The following is a 17,650-nucleotide window of genomic DNA, read 5'->3' on the forward strand; positions in this document are numbered from 1 at the left end:
CGTCTTCCTTCTTCCTTCAATTACTATTTGGCAACCTCAATCTTGTAGTCTGGGCTGATGCCGTCAGCGGCCGCGGCTACTTTTTCTTTAACGCTTTGGGGCAGAGGAACGTAGCCCAATTCGGAACTCACTTTTTGACCTTCAGTTAAGCCGTATTCAACCATTGCCTCGATGGTTTTGGCTTTGTTGGGGTCAGCAACTGTTTTGGGGACAAGCATCCAAGTGTAGGTGACAATTGGATAGGATTGAGCGCCTTCGGGGTCTTCGATAAATGCTCGCAGGTTTTCCGGCATGGGCACAGTTGCTAAAGCTTGAGAAGCTGATTCGTCGGTAGGTGCGACAAAGCTGCCTGCTTTGTTTTGCAAAGATGCAAATTTGACATTGTTGTTTTTGGCATAGCCGTATTCTATGTAGCCGAGGCTTCCTACGGTTTGCAGAATTTGGGCTGTGACGCCTTCGTTGCCTTTTGCGCCTACGCCTACGGGCCACTGTACTGTTTTGCCGTCGCCTACTGCACTTTTCCAGTCGGGGCTGATGGCACTCAGGTGTTTGGTGAAGACGGCGGTGGTACCGCTACCGTCGGAACGGTGGACGATGGTGATGGCTTGGTCTGGCAATTTAGCGGCCGGGTTGGCGGCTGCAATTTTGGGATCGTTCCAGTTGGTAATTTTACCGGCGAAGATATCTGCGTAAACATCCCGTGGCAGTTTCAGTGGTTCGGTTAAGTCTGGCAGGTTGTAACCGATGACGATGCTGCCGGCTGTCATGGGCAGCAAGAGCACGCCTTTGTCTGCTGGAACTTTGGCGATTTCGTCGTCTTTCATGCCGGTGTCGCTGGCCCCAAAGTCTACTGTGCCTTTGGTAAATTGTTCGACTCCGGCGCCGCTGCCTACTGATTGATAGTTAATTTGTACTTTGGGGTTGATTTTGTTGAAGTCTTGAAACCAACGCTGGTACAGAGGGGCGGGGAATGAGGCGCCGGCTGCGGTGATGGCTACGTCTGAGGCTAGGGCGAGTTTGGTGTTTTCCGCTGTGCCGGTGGCTGCAACGGGGGAAGCGCCGGGGGATGCTGCGGTGTCGCCGGGGCTGGGGGTGCTGCCTGTGGTTGTGCTGCCGCCACCGCCGCAAGCTGCTAAACTGAGGGCGATCGCCATAGCGGAAATTGCAGTAGTCAGACGGTTTGAATTAATCAAGTTGAGACGAAAAAGCATAGGTATAAAAAATCTGCGATCGTTATATGGGTGTCCCGCATCAGCATAGCGCGCAAAAGTAAAGGTTAGGTTAAGAATCTTTACACTTAATGGCAATTTAATATTAATTAATATTATTAATGTTATTTATGAGCTTGACAAGTGTCAATATATAAGATATAGGGCAGAGACATAGCTACGGAAACAAGGAGTCGATCGCCCGATCGCGAAAAATTTCCCATTAAATTATCACAAGAGCGAGGCTTGAGAACCAGAAAACCATACAATGGTGGTTGTTTTGACGGTAGTGCTAGTATTAAGAATTTAAAAGCTGCGGGCATTCAAGCTTGCATCTGACGAATGCCTTCTGCCTTATACGTTCTTGTGAATGCCGTTTGATGATAATGCCTGCTCCTATTGAATTAATCTGGGCTGTTATTGGTTTGCTCCTGACGATAGGAGGCACTTTTTTGCCTGCATCTGTCACAATTCCGATTGGGTTGTGGGACGATCGAGGACTTCAGGCTTACTCTTTAGGTGTTACCTATCAAATTGGAGCCGTTTTGCTAGTAGGCTGCATGGGGGGGAAAAATGCTGCGGCTCTCTCGCAAATTGCCTATTTGGCATTAGGATTAACTTTGTGGCCAGTTTTTTCTCAAGGCGGCGGCATCGGCTATATCAAAGAAGCGAGTTTTGGGTATTTGCTGGGTTTTGTGCCTGGTGCTTGGGTGTGCGGCTGGGTGGCTTTTAAGGTGGCTTCGCGGCTGGAATCTATGGCTTTTAGCTGTTTGTGCGGTTTGTTCACTGTTCACGCGATCGGCTTAATTTATCTAGTTTTTACTTACTGGCTGCCTCCGGCCAAAAAAACACCTTTATTCGATGAGATTCTTAAATATTCGGTTTATCCTCTGCCGGGACAATTGGCGGTAGTTTGTGCGATCGCAGTGCTGTCATTTACTTTGCGCCGCTTGATGTTTTATTGATTGGGTAATTGGTAATCGGTAAGGTAGTTACAAATAAATATTAGATGGGGAGGGCGGGTGAGATCACTCATAAAATCGCTTGTCTCATAGATTGTTAGCTAAACCCACCCTTACAAGATACTATGTTTTTTTGCCTTTACTTACTTAATCGAGAATTGCCAATCGGCGATTGATAATGGGGGATTGGTAGTTGTGTCAAATAAGGTTATACTGTCATTGCGCAACGGGAGAGTATTCTCGCTGCGGCTGGGATTCCTTTGCTGCACTGAATTCTGCTGGCAATAACTAGCGAAATTTGAGTAAATTATCCCATGCCCGATGCCCCATTTTCTATTGCTTAATTCATGCGTTTTAAAAGAAATCCCTTGTTTTGGATTACTGCTGTTATCAGTTTAGTTTTAGACCACCTGACTAAGTTTTGGGTGGTACAAAATTTTGACTTGACACTTCCTCCGCAGACGCAGCCGCTGTTACCCGGGGTGTTTCACTTCACTTATGTTGTTAATACTGGTGCGGCTTTTAGTCTGTTCAGCAATGGCGGGGCGATTTGGTTGCGGTGGCTGTCTTTGGCCGTTAGTGTGGGATTGATTGTGCTGGCTTGGTTCGGGCCGCGAATTAACCGCTGGGAACAAGCTGGCTACGGTTTGATTTTGGGGGGAGCACTGGGGAACGGGATCGATCGATTTGTTTCTGGCCATGTTGTAGATTTTATCGATTTTCGGCTGATTCGGTTTCCGGTGTTTAATCTGGCAGATGTGTTTATTAATGCTGGGATTGTCTGTTTGCTGATTGCAACTTTTCACAGTGCACCGCCGACTCCGAAAAGTCAGGACGATCGCAATTCTATTTCAGAGTAACTTTTAAATAAGTCAATCGATTTTCGATTTTCGATTTTCGATTTTCGATTAACCACCCACGGGCTGTACCGTTCTCAGGTTTATCGGATGCCGAGCTTTTTTTGCTTATCCACTGATGAATCCGGCGGCCTCGCAACCAATTGCTTTCGGTCATTTGTCTGTTGTCTGTTCCCAGAAGGTCTAGGTGTCAACTTAAGGTTAGAGTCATTTATGAGCTATAATTATATTTTTTATTGCTAAGGCTAAACTTGCCCGCGATCCAAAGCAATTAGGTCACAAACCCCCGGATTTATCCGTGGGAAAAATTCCATAATCTAAAATCTAAAATCTAAAATCTAAAATCTAAAATCGGATGACTCCTAATCCATTTGCCCAAGAACGCTTACTATTTGCCCCAGCAACCCCCGATGCTGATGCTATCCCGACTATTTTTGCTTTTCCCAACGAGTACACGGTGGGTATTACCAGTCTCGGCTATCAGATAGTGTGGGCAACTTTGGCTGTGCGATCGGATATTGAAGTCAGCCGTTTATTTACGGATATCCGCGAACAACTTCCCCGACATCCAGAATTACTGGGATTTTCGCTTTCTTGGGAACTAGACTATGTAAATATTCTAAATTTATTGGAATCTCTAGAAATTCCGATTTGGGCGTCAAAACGAACTGATAATCATCCGATAGTCTTCGGCGGCGGTCCGGTTTTTACGGCTAATCCCGAACCTTTTGCCGATTTTTTTGACGTGATTTTGTTGGGAGATGGCGAAAATCTCATTGACAATTTTATTGATGCTTGTAAAGAAGTCCGTACCGCGGACAGACAAACTAAATTGCGGCATTTAGCCCAAATTCCGGGAGTTTACGTCCCCAGTTTGTACGAAGTAACTTATCTGGATGTGGCTGAGGGTATTAAATCGATTCAGCCTGTCGATTCGGGAATTCCCAGTATGGTTGAAAAACAGACTTATCGCGGCAATACTTTATCTGCTTCCACTGTGGTGACAGAAAAAGCGGCTTGGGAAAATATTTACATGGTGGAAGTGGTTCGGAGTTGTCCAGAAATGTGCCGTTTTTGTTTGGCAAGTTATCTGACTTTGCCGTTTAGAACTGCGAGTTTGGAGGGTTCGCTAATTCCGGCGATCGATCGCGGTTTAGCTGTGACTAATCGTTTGGGTTTGTTGGGTGCTTCGGTCACTCAGCACCCGGAATTTGAAGCGTTGCTGGATCATTTGAATCATCCGAAGTACGACGGCGTGCGGTTGAGTCTTTCTTCGGTACGGACGAATACGGTGACAGTTAAATTGGCAGAAATCTTGACGAACAGAGACAGCAAATCTGTGACAATTGCGGTGGAAAGCGGGAGCGATCGCCTCCGCAAAATCGTTAACAAAAAACTCACAAATGACGAAATTATCCAAGCTGCTATCAATGCTAAGGCTGGCGGCTTAAAGGGAATTAAACTTTACGGGATGGCGGGGATTCCCGGCGAAGAAATGGAGGATTTAGAGGAGACTGTGGCGATGATGCGGGCGATTAGAAAAGCTGTTCCAGGTTTGCGGTTGACTCTGGGATGCAGCACTTTTGTCCCGAAATCACACACTCCTTTTCAGTGGTTTGGAGTGAATAAAGATGCGGAGAAGAGGCTGAAGTTTTTAGATAAAGAATTGCGGAAGTTAGGTTTAGAATTTAGACCTGAAAGCTATAACTGGTCGGTGATTCAGGGTTTGTTGTCAAAGGGCGATCGGCGGTTGTCTCGGCTGTTGGAATTAGTGCGGCATTACGGCGATACTTTGGGCAGTTATCGGCGAGCCTTTAAGGAGTTGCGGGGACAGTTGCCGGAGATGGATTTTTATGTTTTTCAAGAGTGGGAATTGGATCGGGTTTTGCCTTGGAGTCATTTAAAAGGGCCGCTACCGGAGGCGACTTTGAAGAAGCATTTAGCGGAGGCGATGAGTCATTTTAGGACGAAGGATTTGCAGTTGACGACTTAGGAAATAGCGGGATGCAAAAGATTGAAACTAACTGTTGCTGTTTGTACTGATACAGAGGATAATACTGCAAATGCTGAAACGCGATCGGAAATAACTGTTTAACTTAATCTAGAAAATGCCCAATTTTAAATATTCGTTGCTGAGTAATGCCACCGTTGAAGCAGTCTGGAACTTTCACGAAAGGCCGGACATTCTGCAACTTTTGACTCCGCCTTGGCAATCGGTTCAATATAAGATGAGGAGCTACATACTATAATAAAATTACGCCAGAAGTCCAACCGAAAGAAATTCACCGTTATACTACGCCAGACAACAGAGTGCCTTTCGAGGAATGGTTTAATGTTCTCCGAGATGGCAAAGCTAAAGCTAGAATTAAGTTGAGATTAGACAGAGTTCAACTCGGCAATCTCGGAGATTATCGATTTGTTGGAGAAGGAGTCTATGAATTAAAAATAGATTATGGCCCTGGATACCGAATCTATTTCGGACAAGTCGGCACAACTATTATCCTGCTTTTAATAGGCGGGGATAAAAGCACTCAAGACCGAGACATACAGCAAGCTATCAAATACTGGACTGATTACAGGAGTGAAGATAATGCCTAAAAGTTTACCTTACCATCCCTCACTAATACAATCTCTCAAAAACCCAATAGATTCTGCTATGTATCTAGAGGCTTTTTTTGAAGAAGAAAACCCCGAGGCAGAACTGCTAAAAATGGTACTTAGCAATGTAGCAGAAGCTCTCGGTCAACCAAAAATGACTCCAGAACAATATGAAGTGCACTTAAAAAAACTGGATGAATTGCTGTCGCAGCAAGGAAGTGATGCGATTTATAATCTGGGAAATTGGCTGAATGCTTTGGGATTGAAACTAACAGTTGCTGTTTGTACTGATACCGAGGATAATACTGCAAATGCTGAAACGCGATCGCACTTAAGTGTCTAGCCCAACGATACAATGCCCAATTTTAAATATTCATCCCTAATTAATGCCACCGTTGAAGCAGTCTGGAACTTTCACGAAAGGCCGGACATTCTGCAACTTTTGACTCCTCCTTGGCAACCGGTGAAAATCATTCGCCGCGAAGGGGGACTAGATGTGGGTGCTGTATCAGAATTTCGCCTGTTATTGGGGCCGATTCCTGTAAAATGGGTGGCGACTCACACTCAGTGCGAACAATATCGCTTGTTTGTTGATGAACAAACTGAGGGGCCGATGGCACGTTGGGTTCACCGACACGAGTTTACCTCAGAAAATGGCAAGACTAGATTGACAGATGCGATCGCATTTTCGATACCGGGCGGCCCGATTGTCGATTTGTTGTTAGGTTGGTGGGTGGAAATGCGGTTAACAGATATGTTTCGCTACCGCCACGAAGTCACCAAAAGAGAGTGTGAAAAAGATGCAAACAACGGCTGAATATTACTGTGCTTTTTGTGGCGAACCGAGTACAACTTTTGTTGATATCAGCGCAGGTATGGAACAATCTTATATTGAAGATTGCCAAGTTTGCTGTCGCCCGAATGTTCTGTATGTCAGAATAGATGAAGATACTCTCGATATTGAGATAGACACTGACTATCAAGAATAAGTGACTATAAAAATGTATGAATTGTCTTTGATGCTGACTTGGTAGAATTCATAAATTTTGAAGATGCTGCTTCCACGAAAGCCCGAAAAATTCGAGAGTTTACCGAACAGTTTGGCGACATTTCCGGATGCCATTGAATTGCTATCATCCAAGGGTGATAGCAGTGCTCCATTGCTTCTACCAAAGTGTCAGGTGCATCGGCTACAATTCGCCAATCGGATGTTACCTTCCGCACTGCTTGATGATGCCAGGAAACAACTGTTGTTGAAGTTTTTCCCATAATTTTTGCTAGCCGACTGTTTGGCTCAATTTCAATGGTATGCTCGATCGCACGCGGGGGAATTCCCGATCCGTGATTAACCTCGTCTCCGTAAGCATCCGGTACGTGAATCACCAAACTGCCACCGCTGGCTACGTTCAGCATTTGCATTCCCCGGCAAATTCCCAACACAGGTATGTCAGCCTTCAAAGCTAGCTTTGCTAAGTTTAATTCAAAATTGTCGCGTTCTGCATTAACCGAGTAAACTGTGCGATCGACATAACCGCCATAAAGTTCTGGGTTGATATCTCCGCCCCCGGAAAAAATTAAACCGTCTACTGCATCAAAAATACTCGCCGGATCTAATTGATTGGGCGGCAGTAAAATAGGAATGCCACCAGCCGCCTGAACAGCATCAATATAAGTTCCATTTAAGCGATATGCGCCTGCTGAACAGCGGTTATGTGTTGTGATGCCAACGATAGGAAATTTTTTCATTTGCTAGAAACTGGGAGATAATTATTTAGATTAATACTCAGATTTTGCACTATTTGTAATCAGTCTTTTATCGGCGGACTCGAAGCCCACCCACAATAAAACTTAATTATTGTGAAACAGGCATCTTGCCTGTTTCTTGTCTGATTTATTGTGATTGATTCCTAGATTAAACTGAAAATTCCCTGCACTGCTGTCTAATTTGTAACAGTTTTAGTATTAGTTCCCGGCAGCGGTTTGCGCGTAAACAGATAAGCCAATGGCCCGAACAGCGGTACTAATGTTACTGCCCAAAATGCTGTAGAGTTCTGCATTCCTCGGCGCGCCATATCGTCTCCTAAGAAGGCAGGAAATAGTAGGCAAAGCATACAAAAATCTAAACTCATTACGTGGATAAAACGGCTGGTTTGCCACTGTTCAATAAAATCAGACCAATCGCCTTTTGTCAAGCCAAAGGCAACTAAACCAACAGCAGCTAATGTTAAGAAAATTCCAGTAAAACGGGAGTCTAATATCTTTAAAAAGATATTTTTATGACCGGGAAATTCTGGATTCGGTTCCCGCAGGGCTAAATAAGGCAGCAAGGCAAAGGCACCGACGCCAAAGGATAAAGTGGCAAATAACCATGCAGGTATTTTCTGCCCCCTGCCGTCAGCAAATAAGACGCAACTGTAGATGAGCGGCCAGACTCCCATGATGTTGAATAAAGCTACAATTAAAGGGTTGATGTCTGCTATTTTGCCTGTGGAAAGATTTGTAATTAGTGTGATGGTTTCTGGGCTGTCGGGTGGTGCAAATACAAAGGCGTAGGTGCTAAATGCAATCCACAGCAGCCAAAATCCAATTTTTCTGAACATAGTTAGTTTTTCTGACTTCTGATATTACTATAACAATCTTAAAGGTTTTTTCAATAAGACTTTTTTTATTTACCGCAGAGGACGCTATTGACGCAGAGGAAGAGAGGAGAATATCTGAATGTATTGCTATTTGGTATTGCCGGTTTTGGGCAGATTGCTAAATTTTTGCATAAATTGGCGATCGATCCAATCTTTCCAATACCACAGCAGCGCCGATTCCCACATGAAAGATCCGCGAGATGCGATCGCCCTTTTATTCCCCGTACCAATTAACCCTAAGTATTGTTCCTGCGGTGCAAAGGGTTTCAGCGGTTTTTGCAATAAAAACTGCTGCAAGTTTTCAAACAGCGGTTTGCCCTGACGCACGGCAAACACGCCTGCTTTGGGACGGGGATAATTAACCATCGCGGCGATGTCTCCAGCCCCAAATACGTTGGGGTGAGAGACTGATTGCAGGCAGTCGTTGACTTGCATGAAGCCGTTTGAGTCTGTGGCTAAACCGGATTTTCTGAGCCAATTAGCTGGCGATGCTTGTGTCACCCAAAAAATGCGATCGCACTCTAATTTTAAACCAGATTCACAGGAAATTTGGGCATTGGGCATTGGGCATTGGGCATTGGGCATCGGGCATTCTTGATTATCTTCTATGTCAATCGTTTCTGGCTTTTCTATAGCACTAACTTTTTCCATTAAATGCAGTTTAATCCCACGACTCATCAGAATTTCTTTCAGGCGGCGACGAACCCGTTTGTTATGTCCCGGCATCAATTCAGCACCGCTATGAAACAAATGAATTTCTAATTCTTCTTCTTCTTCTTCCTTGGCTCTTGCGTCTTCCCTCAATATCCATCCGTTACATCCGTTACATCCCGTACATTGCTCGTTGCCGAACTTCCTTCTTCCCTCTTCCTTACCCAATCGAAATTGCATATTTAATGCTAATTCTACGCCGCCTGCACCGCCGCCCACAATGGCGATCCGCAGCGGTTTTTGGGGATGGTTTTGCCTTTCGGAAATTAACTGATTCCAACTAGCTAAAAACTGCGGTACGGGTTTAGCTGCAATTGCATATTCTGCGCCACCCGGTACAGATAAAGTCGCGGGAGTGCTGCCGATATCGACAGAAAGCAAATCAAAATTAACCGGAGGGCGAGTTTGACAAATAACTAAATTTTTGTTAAAGTCGATCGCGATCGCCCGATCGACCAATATTTGACACCCGGCAAATTCCGCGAGCGATCGCAAATCGATGTGACATTCATCATAATTGTAAAACCCGGCAACGTGCCCCGGCAGCATCCCCGAATAAGGCGCGTGCAGGACATCGCTAATCAGAGTCAAACGCACTCCAGGCAGCGGTTTGATGCCGAACATTTTTAATACAATAGCATGACTGTGACCGCCGCCAATTAAGACTAAATCTTTCACAATTACAGATGTTCGATCGAGAAGTTCCAGCACCGATATTGTACAGCACTAGGCATCCTTGGAGGCACTTTCCGGTAAGGAGAGCTTGCAGTGCGTAATCAATGATTTCCCAGCACTTTGACAGAATGCTCTCACCTACTCTCTGTCTCATGGATTATACTTCGCTCAGTTGCGATCGCATAACATCAATCCACCCATTGCACTTAACCGATTCCACATTCAGCACCAATGGTTGTAGACTGTAGAACGAGCAAATTTTATCACCAAATTATGCCGGGGTGTGTTTCTACAGCTAACTCACCATTCAAAACTATGACATTACGCATCATTCCCCGCAGTTGGCAGCGATCGATTAAAACTCTTTTACCGCTTCTGTTTGCCCTCTCATTCATTATAGTATTGCTGGCGAAGAACTTGATTCCGGCGATCGCCCAGCAACCCCGCCAGGAAATTCGCGGCGTTTGGATGACGACAAACGACAAAGACATCCTCAGAGATCGTCGCAAACTAGGAGATGCTGTCAGCCAATTAAAGCGGTTAAATTTCAACACTATTTATCCTGTAGCCTGGAATTCTGGCTATGCAATGTATCCCAGCTATGTAGCGCAGCAAAGAGACATTCAACCCTTTGTTTACAGAGGGTTAGACGGACAAGATATGCTCGCAGATTTAATTGATCAAGCTCACCGCCAAGGCCTGCTAGTAATTCCTTGGTTTGAGTTTGGTTTCATGGCTCCTCCCACCTCAGAATTAGCCTTAAATCATCCCGAGTGGCTGACACAAAAACAGGACGGCAACCAAATATCAAACGACGCCGGCGGCGAAGTAGTTTGGCTCAATCCCTTTCATCCAGAAGTGCAGCAATTCATTACCGAACTCGTACTAGAAATCACTACTCAATATAACGCAGACGGCATTCAATTTGACGATCACATGAGTTTGCCGTCGGAATTTGGCTATGATGACTACACAGTTGCTTTGTATACCAAAGAAACAAAAAAAGCGCCACCCAAAGATTTTCAAGATCCAGCATGGGTGCAGTGGCGAGCCAATAAAATTACCGCTTTTATGTCGCAGCTAAATCAAGCCGTCAAAGCAGTCAAACCCAATGCAATTTTCTCGATTTCTCCCAATTACTACGAGTTTGCTTACAAACATCACCTGCAAGATTGGCTGGCTTGGGTGCGTTTGGATATTGCCGACGAGCTAATCGTGCAAGTGTACCGTCCCAATTTAGAATCATTTTTGGACAAGATTAACCGTCCAGAAATGCAAGAAGCACAGCAAAAAATTCCCACCGGAGTTGGGATTATGACAGGTTTGAGAAATAACCCAGTACCGATTCAGCAAATTAAATCTCAGGTGCAAGCAGTCCAAGGATACGGCTTAGGCGTCGCTTTCTTCTACTACGAAAGCTTGTGGGAATCTGCACCAGAACCCATCGCAGTTCGACTTTCTCAATTTAGCGATTTCTTCCCGTCTTCTGCATTCCGAACAGCGCTACAAATACCCAGACGTGCGGCTACTTTCCCTCCACCTGCGCCACCCAAACCAGACCCCAAAGCTAAGCCGGATCAACCTACCAAAAACAGCGCACCTTCGCCCTTGCCAACCACGTAAAATAATTAAAAATTAGGGTGCGCATTGCGCACCTTACCGCGAACTCAATCATTAATCGTCAATAAAAATGCAAACTAACCAAAAAATTTTACTGCCAAAAATGGGCTGCGGCACTTGGGCCTGGGGCAACAGATTCCTCTGGGGCTACAATGAAAGTATGGACGAGGAATTGCAAGCGGCGTTCAATCTTTGCGTCAGCAGCGGTGTCACTTTATTCGATACCGGCGACTCTTACGGAACAGGGAAATTAAATGGACGCAGCGAACAGCTTTTGGGGCAGTTTTCTCAACAATATCAAGGTGCAAATAAAGAGAGTATTTGTATTGCGACAAAACTGGCTGCTTATCCTTGGAGACTGACGCGACAATCAATGATATCGGCTTGCAAAGCCTCTGCTGCGCGCCTCGGAAAAAATGTAGATTTGGTGCAAATGCACTGGTCTACAGCCAATTACGCTCCTTGGCAAGAAAGCGCTCTTTTAGACGGTTTGGCTGACCTTTACGAGCAAGGATTGGTCAAGGGAGTGGGCTTGTCTAATTACGGGCCGAAACGGCTGAAATGGGTGCATCGGAAATTTAGCGATCGCCAAATTCCTATTGTTACTTTACAAGTGCAATATTCGCTACTTTCTACCTATCCGGTGACAGAACTCGGATTGAAAGATGTTTGCGATGAATTGGGGATAAAATTGATTGCTTACAGTCCTCTAGCCTTGGGTTTGCTGACGGGTAAATACTCGGAAAATGGCTCTCTTCCTAAAGGCATTCGAGGTTTGGCGTGCAAGCAGCTACTTCCGGGAATGCGATCGCTTTTGGAGTGTTTGCGAGAAATAGCGGCATTCAGAAACAAGACTGTTTCGCAGGTAGCAATTAACTGGTGCATCTGCAAAGAAACTATTCCGATTCCGGGGGCGAAATCTGCGGCACAGGCGATGGATAATATTGGTGCTTTGGGCTGGGAGTTAGACTCCGGGGAGATTGCCCAATTGGATAAGGCGGCGGCGAGTGTAGATAAGAAAATGGTGCAGAATATCTTTCAAACTCGGTAAGATCTGAGATGTTGTACCATTCTCCTGAACAGGCTTTCCGGCCTGTTCCACAAGACATGAATTTGCTTGTTCTAGAAAAACTAAATTTTCTTGTGTGGTGGGCTTTGAGCAACGCCCATAAAAGGCTTATCGAGAATGGTGGAAGATGTGAGATGTTGTACCATTTTCATGAACAGGCAAGATGCCTGTTCCACAAAAACTAAATTTTCTTGTGGGGTAGGCTTCTAGCCCGCCCCTGAAAGCCTGATTTACATCACACAAAACTTTTCCACACACCGCACAAACATTTCTACACCCATCCCCAGTGCAGTTTCATCAAAATCAAAACGCGGGTGATGGTGCGGGTAAGCCAAGTTTTTCTCGGGATTTGCTGAACCCAAAAAGAAATAACAACCGGGGACTTCTTGCAAAAAGAACGACATATCCTCGCCGCCCATTGTTTGACATTCGGGAACGATTCCCGCAGGAGTTTCTACAACGGATTCTGCGACGCCGCGCACCAATTCAGCTATTCTAGAATCATTAATAACTGGCGGGTACAGCGAACAATAATCTAATTGGTAATTAGCCCCGTGACTCTGACAAATTCCGGCAATTACTTGCTCGATTCGCTTGGCAAAATAACCTTGATATGCTGGATTGAAATAGCGCACCGTGCCACCGATTTGAGCGGTGTCTGCAATCACGTTGTGGGCGTCGCCTGCGTGGAATTTGCCGACAGTTACTACCGCTGAGTCGATCGGGTCAATGTTCCGCGCGACAATTGCCTGCAAAGCGCTGACAATTTGGGCTGTAACTACGATCGAGTCCACAGTCTGATGCGGCATTGCGCCGTGTCCACCTTGGCCAAAAATCGTGCAGTCAAAAACTTCGACAGCCGCCATCAACGCGCCGCTGCGGACGCCTACAGTGCCCAAAGGTAGATTGTTCCACAAATGCAAGCCGACGATCGCATCAACATCAGGATTCTTCAAAACTCCCGCTTCAATCATCGGTTTTGCGCCCCCTGGGCCTTCTTCGGCGGGCTGAAAGATAAATTTTACCTTACCCGAAAAGCTGTGTTTGTGCTTGGCCAGATAACAAACAGTACCGAGGGCGATCGCAGTGTGGCCGTCGTGACCGCAAGCGTGCATAATTCCATCATGCTGCGATCGATAATCCACCTCATTTTCCTCTTGAATGGGCAAAGCATCCATATCCGCCCGAATTGCCAAAACCCGCCCCGGTTTGCCGCTGTCTATAGTGGCGACAATACCAGTTTTAGCAATATTAGTTTGATGCTCTATTCCCCATTCCTGCAACTTTTGCGAGATAAACTGCGCCGTTAAATTTTCATCAAAACTCAACTCCGGTTTTTGGTGCAAAAGGCGACGCCATTCGACTAGCTGAGGCTGCAAATTTCTAATCTCCAGCCGCAATTGAGATAAATCCACAGAGGTTAAATTCGGTAAAGTAGAAACCATGTTTTATTCTCCTTTTTTTTGATTAACTTTGAGGTTGTATTACTTAATAAATGGTAATTGCTAATTATAGCAACCCTGAATAATTTCTGAAGCTCTCTCTTCTCTTTCTCTGCGTTCTCTGTGCTCTCTGCGGTTAAAATAAAATCTTCTTCAATCCTATCTGAGTTGTGCAGGAGATTTTTTTATGAACCGCAGAGGGCGCAGAGAACGCAGAGGAAGAGAAGAATGAGAAAGAGAGATGTGTAGAATAGGGTTATTTAGAAGTCTGAGGAACTAAATTAACCCCCGGCAGTAACCGCTCTAAATCTAATTGTGAAGCTGCTTTAGCTAATTTAGCAAGGTCAGTCGGGTCATCTAAATGCGGTAAAATACCCAACACAGGTATTTGAGTCAGCGACTGGATCAAATCTACCGGCGCTCGATCGGCAATTTCTTGTTCGGAACAAGCTTTAACGCAATTAAGCACAATACCTCTAAGCTTAAAACCAGTGTGTTTGGCCAGAGCAGCATTGGCCACAGCTTGCCCGATCGCCCCCAACCTCACAGGTACTACCAAAACCCCCCTCAGCCGCCAATCCCTGGCAATATCGGCCACCGTCAGTTCCCACGTTACAGGCGATCCCAGTCCTCCCAAAGCTTCCACCAACACAAAATCCTTGCGCTCAGAGAGGCTTTGCCACGCCGTCCAGACCTTTTCGAGTTCGATATGTCTCCCCTCCCGTTCGGCGGCGATCGGCGGTGCTAGAGGCGCATCAAAGTGCAGCGGATTGAGTTCTTCGGGGGATTGGTCGAGGGAAAACAAACGGTTGTAGAGTTCGCGATCGCCCGTTCCCGTTTGCAACAGCTTCATAATTCCCAAACTGCGATCGGGAAAATACATTTGCCAATAAGCAGCCAGAGCGCTGGTCAAAACAGTTTTGCCCGCGTCGGTATCAGTTCCAGCAATTAGCAGCGAGTTCATTGGCAAATAGCTAACAAGTAATTGGCCTCAACATCAGTCTAGGGGAATTTTGCCAGAAGTTTAGAGTTCCGGCGACGGTGCTGGAGTTGGGGCCGGTTCCGGCGACGGTGCGGGTTCCGGTGACGGTGCGGGAGTTGGGGCCGGTTCCGGCGACGGCGCGGGAGTTGGGGCCGGTTCCGGTGACGGTGCGGGAGTTGGGGCCGGTTCCGGTGACGGTGCGGGAGTCGGTGCGGGAGTCGGTTTGGGTGCGGGAGTTGGTGCGGGCGTCGGTTTGGGTGCGGGAGTTGGTGCGGGCGTCGGTTTCGGAGTCGGTTTGGGCGCTGGAGTCGGCGCTGGCGTCGGTTTGGGTGTCGGAGTTGGCGCTGGGCTTGGTGCTGGGCTTGGTTCCGGCAAAGGTTCTGGGCTTGGTTCCGGCAAAGGTTCTGGGCTTGGTTCCGGCAAAGGTTCTGGGCTTGGTTCTGGCAAAGGTTCTGGGCTTGGTTCCGGCAAAGGTTCTGGGCTTGGGGTTGGCAAAGGTTGCGGGGTTGGGGTTGGCAAAGGTAGCGGGTTTGGTATCGGAGTTAGTGTCGGCGTCGGACTTGTAAGTGCTGGCGGTGTCGGAGTGGGTTTGGGGCGCGAATTGTTGAGAAATGAGCCTACTAAGGCCCAGGAACCGAAGCCAGTCAAGATTACTAAGCCCGTCAGCAGTCCGATCGCAGCGATGGGATTGTCCCAAAAAGAGCCCCCAACAGGCTCAATTAACGGGTCTGGCTGGTTTTGCGGGTGGGAACTCTGGGCGGCTGGCTCCGGCGGCCTGCCCACGGCCACCGTTGGTATTAGCGAAGCATTTGACGGCACCGCTGCTGGCGCGGGCGGTACAGTTGTCTGGTTAGGCTTAGGATTAGTTTGGTTGTCGAGTGCTTGGGCGACTTCGCTGACAGATTGATATCGATCGCCCGGAGACCGGCTCAACATCCGATTCAGCACCAATGCCAAACCCGTGCTCACCTGCACTCGCTGCTGCCAATTCCACTGCAGCGTTGTTTGATCGAGCAATTCCTGCGGTTCTTTGCCCGTCAGCAGGACGATCGCCGTTACAGCTAAAGCGTAGAGGTCGCTGCTGGCAGTTGCTCGCCCGCTTTGCAACTGTTCCATCGGCGCGTAGCCGATTTTGCCGACAGTTGTCGCGTGGGCTGTTCCTTCGGGAGACTGAACTTTGGTGGCGAGTTCCTTCACCACTCCAAAGTCAATCAGCACTGGCAACTTGTCGTTTTCACGGAGGATGATATTTTCTGGGGAGATGTCGCGGTGGATGATGCCGCGGGCGTGGATGTGGGCCAGTACCGGCAGCATTTGCCGGATAAATACCAAGACTTCGGCTTCGGTGAAGGTGCGGCCTGTTGAAGTTCGATCGAGCATCAGTTCGCGGTAAGTCATCCCTTCCACGTAATCCTGCACTAAAAACAAACGCTGGTTCTCTTCAAATATTGCCCGAAACTGGGGAATTTGTGGGTGCCCTATTTGGTAAAGTATTGCCGCCTCTCTTTGAAACAATTCCTTCGATTTTTCCAAAACGTAAGGCCCGCTTTGCACCGGAATCAATTCCTTCAGGGCGCAGCGTTCTTGAAACCGCCCCAAATCTTCTACTAAATAAGTCCGGCCAAATCCTCCTTGACCTAAAATATTCACCAAGCGGTAGCGGTTTTGTAGGAGAGTTCCAATAGCAATAGGTGGCTGCATAAGTTTAAGTAGAAACTGTTAAAAAATAGACGATCGCTCACAGACTTAGTAATGCTATGTCTTTAATGCTCTTGAGCATACTTCACTGTCTGTAGTCCCCAGTCCCGACCAAAATTAGCATTGTACATTTTTTTGACATTATTGAACGCAAGGATGCTGAGAAACCGGGTCTTTTCACGAAAATACACAGGTTGCAACCCGCAGATCCGATCGAAAACCCGGTTTCTGCGTCAATATCTCAAGGGAGAAATGCAGGATTTTTCGTAGAAACCGGGTTTTTTGGTCTTAGCCCTAATAAATTGTCGCGCCTCGGCCTAAGCCATACATCTCTATAAAGCTTGAGATTATTTATGGGAGATGTCTACTGACTACTGACTGCTGACTACTGACTAAGCTTTGCTTTCACCATGTCTTGAATTCTGTTACCGTCTGCTTTGCCTTTAAGCTGCTGCATTGCCTTGCCCATCACCTTGCCCATATCTTTTGCAGAAGTAGCGCCAACCGAAGCAATCACTTCGTCAACGACTTGACTCACCTCTTCGTCTGACATCTGCGGCGGCAAATACTCTTCAACAATTGCTAACTCCGCCTCCTCTTGTGCGACTAAATCTTCGCGACCACCTTTGCGGTATTGTTCGATCGAATCCCGGCGCTGTTTCGCTATTTGCATCAAAATTTCCAGTTCTTGAGCTTCTGTCAGCGTGTCTTGGCCGGAGGGACGGAGGCTGACTTCTTTTTCGAGAATAAATTTCTTGATGCCGCGAACTGTTTCCAAGCGAACTTTGTCCTTGGACTTCATGGCTGCTTTGATTTCTGCGTCAATGCGTTCTCTTAAGCTCATCGATTTCTACCTTGCTTTGCCCGATATCAAAAATCTGGAGTTCGCTCCCGATTCTTAATTTTTTTTACAGTATTTTTCAAGTTTATTGCCTGTTGGTGGCATTTTTATTGCATTAAACCCGGATGCCTTCGGCCTTCGACTGAATTTTGGGCGGCTAGACTTCCAGCCTCGACCCCAAATTGGCTCGCGCCAGAATTTTGAGACGTAGGGGCAGAAGTGCGATCGTACTTCTGCCAGTAATGATATCGCTAGAGCCCACATTCCGCATCCTGGGGTATCACACAGCATAATTACGTAGAAAACTCTATCTTTAACCCACATTCCGCAGCCTGGGGTGTCACACAG

At 46.7% G+C, this 17,650-nt stretch carries 17 protein-coding genes and 1 pseudogene; 10 read left to right on the forward strand and 8 right to left on the reverse strand.

Annotated elements, in window-relative coordinates; all coding sequences use genetic code 11:
• Window positions 1–23 precede the first annotated feature (23 nt).
• Window positions 24–1,211, reverse strand: coding sequence for a phosphate ABC transporter substrate-binding protein PstS (pstS, locus tag QUA78_RS16225; RefSeq protein WP_333304738.1), 1,188 nt, complete (start codon window positions 1,209–1,211; stop codon window positions 24–26).
• 383 nt (window positions 1,212–1,594) lie between these two features.
• On the opposite strand from pstS, the gene QUA78_RS16230 reads away from it, so the two are divergent.
• From QUA78_RS16230 to QUA78_RS16265, 8 genes and pseudogenes are all read left to right on the forward strand, one after another.
• Window positions 1,595–2,173 (forward strand): biotin transporter BioY, encoded by a 579-nt coding sequence (locus QUA78_RS16230; RefSeq protein ID WP_333398901.1) that lies wholly within the window; start codon window positions 1,595–1,597, stop codon window positions 2,171–2,173.
• A gap of 344 nt (window positions 2,174–2,517) precedes the next feature.
• Window positions 2,518–3,030 (forward strand): signal peptidase II, encoded by a 513-nt coding sequence (gene lspA, locus QUA78_RS16235; protein WP_333302923.1) that lies wholly within the window; start codon window positions 2,518–2,520, stop codon window positions 3,028–3,030.
• A gap of 352 nt (window positions 3,031–3,382) precedes the next feature.
• Complete coding sequence (locus tag QUA78_RS16240; RefSeq protein ID WP_333302921.1) at window positions 3,383–5,020, forward strand: radical SAM protein; 1,638 nt, start codon at window positions 3,383–3,385, stop codon at window positions 5,018–5,020.
• Between the two features lie 115 nt (window positions 5,021–5,135).
• Window positions 5,136–5,249: pseudogene (locus QUA78_RS16245) on the forward strand (SRPBCC family protein); the annotation flags it as partial.
• Between the two features lie 88 nt (window positions 5,250–5,337).
• A complete protein-coding gene (locus tag QUA78_RS16250) occupies window positions 5,338–5,625 on the forward strand; it encodes a type II toxin-antitoxin system RelE/ParE family toxin (RefSeq protein ID WP_333302919.1) in 288 nt (95 codons plus the stop codon).
• The gene (locus tag QUA78_RS16255) at window positions 5,618–5,968 is read left to right on the forward strand and encodes a transcriptional regulator (protein WP_333302917.1); all 351 of its coding nucleotides are present in this window, start codon (window positions 5,618–5,620) and stop codon (window positions 5,966–5,968) included. The genes QUA78_RS16250 and QUA78_RS16255 overlap by 8 nt, the downstream gene beginning before the upstream one ends.
• Before the next feature lie 12 nt (window positions 5,969–5,980).
• Window positions 5,981–6,442, forward strand: a complete 462-nt coding sequence (locus QUA78_RS16260; RefSeq protein ID WP_333302915.1) for an SRPBCC family protein — start codon at window positions 5,981–5,983, stop codon at window positions 6,440–6,442.
• The gene (locus tag QUA78_RS16265) at window positions 6,426–6,614 is read left to right on the forward strand and encodes a CPXCG motif-containing cysteine-rich protein (RefSeq protein WP_015176827.1); all 189 of its coding nucleotides are present in this window, start codon (window positions 6,426–6,428) and stop codon (window positions 6,612–6,614) included. Before QUA78_RS16260 ends, QUA78_RS16265 begins: the two co-directional genes overlap by 17 nt.
• A gap of 4 nt (window positions 6,615–6,618) precedes the next feature.
• On the opposite strand, the gene QUA78_RS16270 is transcribed toward QUA78_RS16265, so the two are convergent.
• The 3 genes from QUA78_RS16270 to QUA78_RS16280 form a co-directional block, all read right to left on the reverse strand.
• Window positions 6,619–7,371 carry a gamma-glutamyl-gamma-aminobutyrate hydrolase family protein gene (locus tag QUA78_RS16270; RefSeq protein ID WP_333302914.1) on the reverse strand — a complete coding sequence of 251 codons (753 nt, stop codon included), beginning with the start codon at window positions 7,369–7,371 and terminating at the stop codon, window positions 6,619–6,621.
• Window positions 7,372–7,565: 194 nt separating this feature from the next.
• Window positions 7,566–8,225, reverse strand: coding sequence for a DUF2834 domain-containing protein (locus QUA78_RS16275; protein ID WP_333302912.1), 660 nt, complete (start codon window positions 8,223–8,225; stop codon window positions 7,566–7,568).
• A 126-nt stretch (window positions 8,226–8,351) separates the two neighbouring features.
• A complete protein-coding gene (locus QUA78_RS16280) occupies window positions 8,352–9,599 on the reverse strand; it encodes an FAD-dependent oxidoreductase (protein WP_445302369.1) in 1,248 nt (415 codons plus the stop codon).
• A gap of 282 nt (window positions 9,600–9,881) precedes the next feature.
• Here QUA78_RS16280 and QUA78_RS16285 point away from each other — a divergent pair, with 282 nt between their 5' ends.
• Both QUA78_RS16285 and QUA78_RS16290 read left to right on the forward strand, forming a co-directional pair.
• Window positions 9,882–11,273, forward strand: coding sequence for a glycoside hydrolase family 10 protein (locus QUA78_RS16285; protein ID WP_333302908.1), 1,392 nt, complete (start codon window positions 9,882–9,884; stop codon window positions 11,271–11,273).
• Window positions 11,274–11,340: 67 nt separating this feature from the next.
• Window positions 11,341–12,321 carry an aldo/keto reductase gene (locus QUA78_RS16290; protein WP_333302907.1) on the forward strand — a complete coding sequence of 327 codons (981 nt, stop codon included), beginning with the start codon at window positions 11,341–11,343 and terminating at the stop codon, window positions 12,319–12,321.
• A 248-nt stretch (window positions 12,322–12,569) separates the two neighbouring features.
• Here QUA78_RS16290 and QUA78_RS16295 read toward each other — a convergent pair whose 3' ends face one another.
• The 4 genes from QUA78_RS16295 to QUA78_RS16310 form a co-directional block, all read right to left on the reverse strand.
• The gene (locus tag QUA78_RS16295) at window positions 12,570–13,784 is read right to left on the reverse strand and encodes a M20 family metallopeptidase (protein WP_333302905.1); all 1,215 of its coding nucleotides are present in this window, start codon (window positions 13,782–13,784) and stop codon (window positions 12,570–12,572) included.
• 253 nt (window positions 13,785–14,037) lie between these two features.
• Window positions 14,038–14,745, reverse strand: a complete 708-nt coding sequence (bioD, locus tag QUA78_RS16300) for a dethiobiotin synthase (RefSeq protein WP_333302904.1) — start codon at window positions 14,743–14,745, stop codon at window positions 14,038–14,040.
• Window positions 14,746–14,805: 60 nt separating this feature from the next.
• Window positions 14,806–16,464: a protein kinase domain-containing protein gene (locus tag QUA78_RS16305; RefSeq protein ID WP_333398903.1), complete on the reverse strand. Its 1,659-nt coding sequence runs from the start codon at window positions 16,462–16,464 to the stop codon at window positions 14,806–14,808.
• Between the two features lie 382 nt (window positions 16,465–16,846).
• Entirely contained in the window at window positions 16,847–17,305 is a 459-nt protein-coding gene (locus QUA78_RS16310) for a GatB/YqeY domain-containing protein (protein WP_172193402.1), read from the reverse strand.
• Window positions 17,306–17,650 lie beyond the last annotated feature (345 nt).

Source organism: Microcoleus sp. K4-B3, assembly GCF_036704615.1.
Classification (GTDB): domain Bacteria; phylum Cyanobacteriota; class Cyanobacteriia; order Cyanobacteriales; family Microcoleaceae; genus Microcoleus.

Bases quoted from the DNA above. Each gene is read 5' to 3' on its own strand.
- QUA78_RS16310 (WP_172193402.1), bottom strand. From the start codon at position 17,305: ATGAGCTTAAGAGAACGCATTGACGCAGAAATCAAAGCAGCCATGAAG.
- bioD (WP_333302904.1), bottom strand. From the start codon at position 14,745: ATGAACTCGCTGCTAATTGCTGGAACTGATACCGACGCGGGCAAAACT.
- QUA78_RS16295 (WP_333302905.1), bottom strand. From the start codon at position 13,784: ATGGTTTCTACTTTACCGAATTTAACCTCTGTGGATTTATCTCAATTG.
- QUA78_RS16305 (WP_333398903.1), bottom strand. From the start codon at position 16,464: ATGCAGCCACCTATTGCTATTGGAACTCTCCTACAAAACCGCTACCGC.
- QUA78_RS16290 (WP_333302907.1), top strand. From the start codon at position 11,341: ATGCAAACTAACCAAAAAATTTTACTGCCAAAAATGGGCTGCGGCACT.
- QUA78_RS16230 (WP_333398901.1), top strand. From the start codon at position 1,595: ATGCCTGCTCCTATTGAATTAATCTGGGCTGTTATTGGTTTGCTCCTG.
- QUA78_RS16240 (WP_333302921.1), top strand. From the start codon at position 3,383: ATGACTCCTAATCCATTTGCCCAAGAACGCTTACTATTTGCCCCAGCA.
- QUA78_RS16285 (WP_333302908.1), top strand. From the start codon at position 9,882: ATGGTTGTAGACTGTAGAACGAGCAAATTTTATCACCAAATTATGCCG.
- QUA78_RS16275 (WP_333302912.1), bottom strand. From the start codon at position 8,225: ATGTTCAGAAAAATTGGATTTTGGCTGCTGTGGATTGCATTTAGCACC.
- lspA (WP_333302923.1), top strand. From the start codon at position 2,518: ATGCGTTTTAAAAGAAATCCCTTGTTTTGGATTACTGCTGTTATCAGT.
- pstS (WP_333304738.1), bottom strand. From the start codon at position 1,211: ATGCTTTTTCGTCTCAACTTGATTAATTCAAACCGTCTGACTACTGCA.
- QUA78_RS16270 (WP_333302914.1), bottom strand. From the start codon at position 7,371: ATGAAAAAATTTCCTATCGTTGGCATCACAACACATAACCGCTGTTCA.
- QUA78_RS16260 (WP_333302915.1), top strand. From the start codon at position 5,981: ATGCCCAATTTTAAATATTCATCCCTAATTAATGCCACCGTTGAAGCA.
- QUA78_RS16255 (WP_333302917.1), top strand. From the start codon at position 5,618: ATGCCTAAAAGTTTACCTTACCATCCCTCACTAATACAATCTCTCAAA.
- QUA78_RS16265 (WP_015176827.1), top strand. From the start codon at position 6,426: ATGCAAACAACGGCTGAATATTACTGTGCTTTTTGTGGCGAACCGAGT.
- QUA78_RS16280 (WP_445302369.1), bottom strand. From the start codon at position 9,599: ATGTTCGGCATCAAACCGCTGCCTGGAGTGCGTTTGACTCTGATTAGC.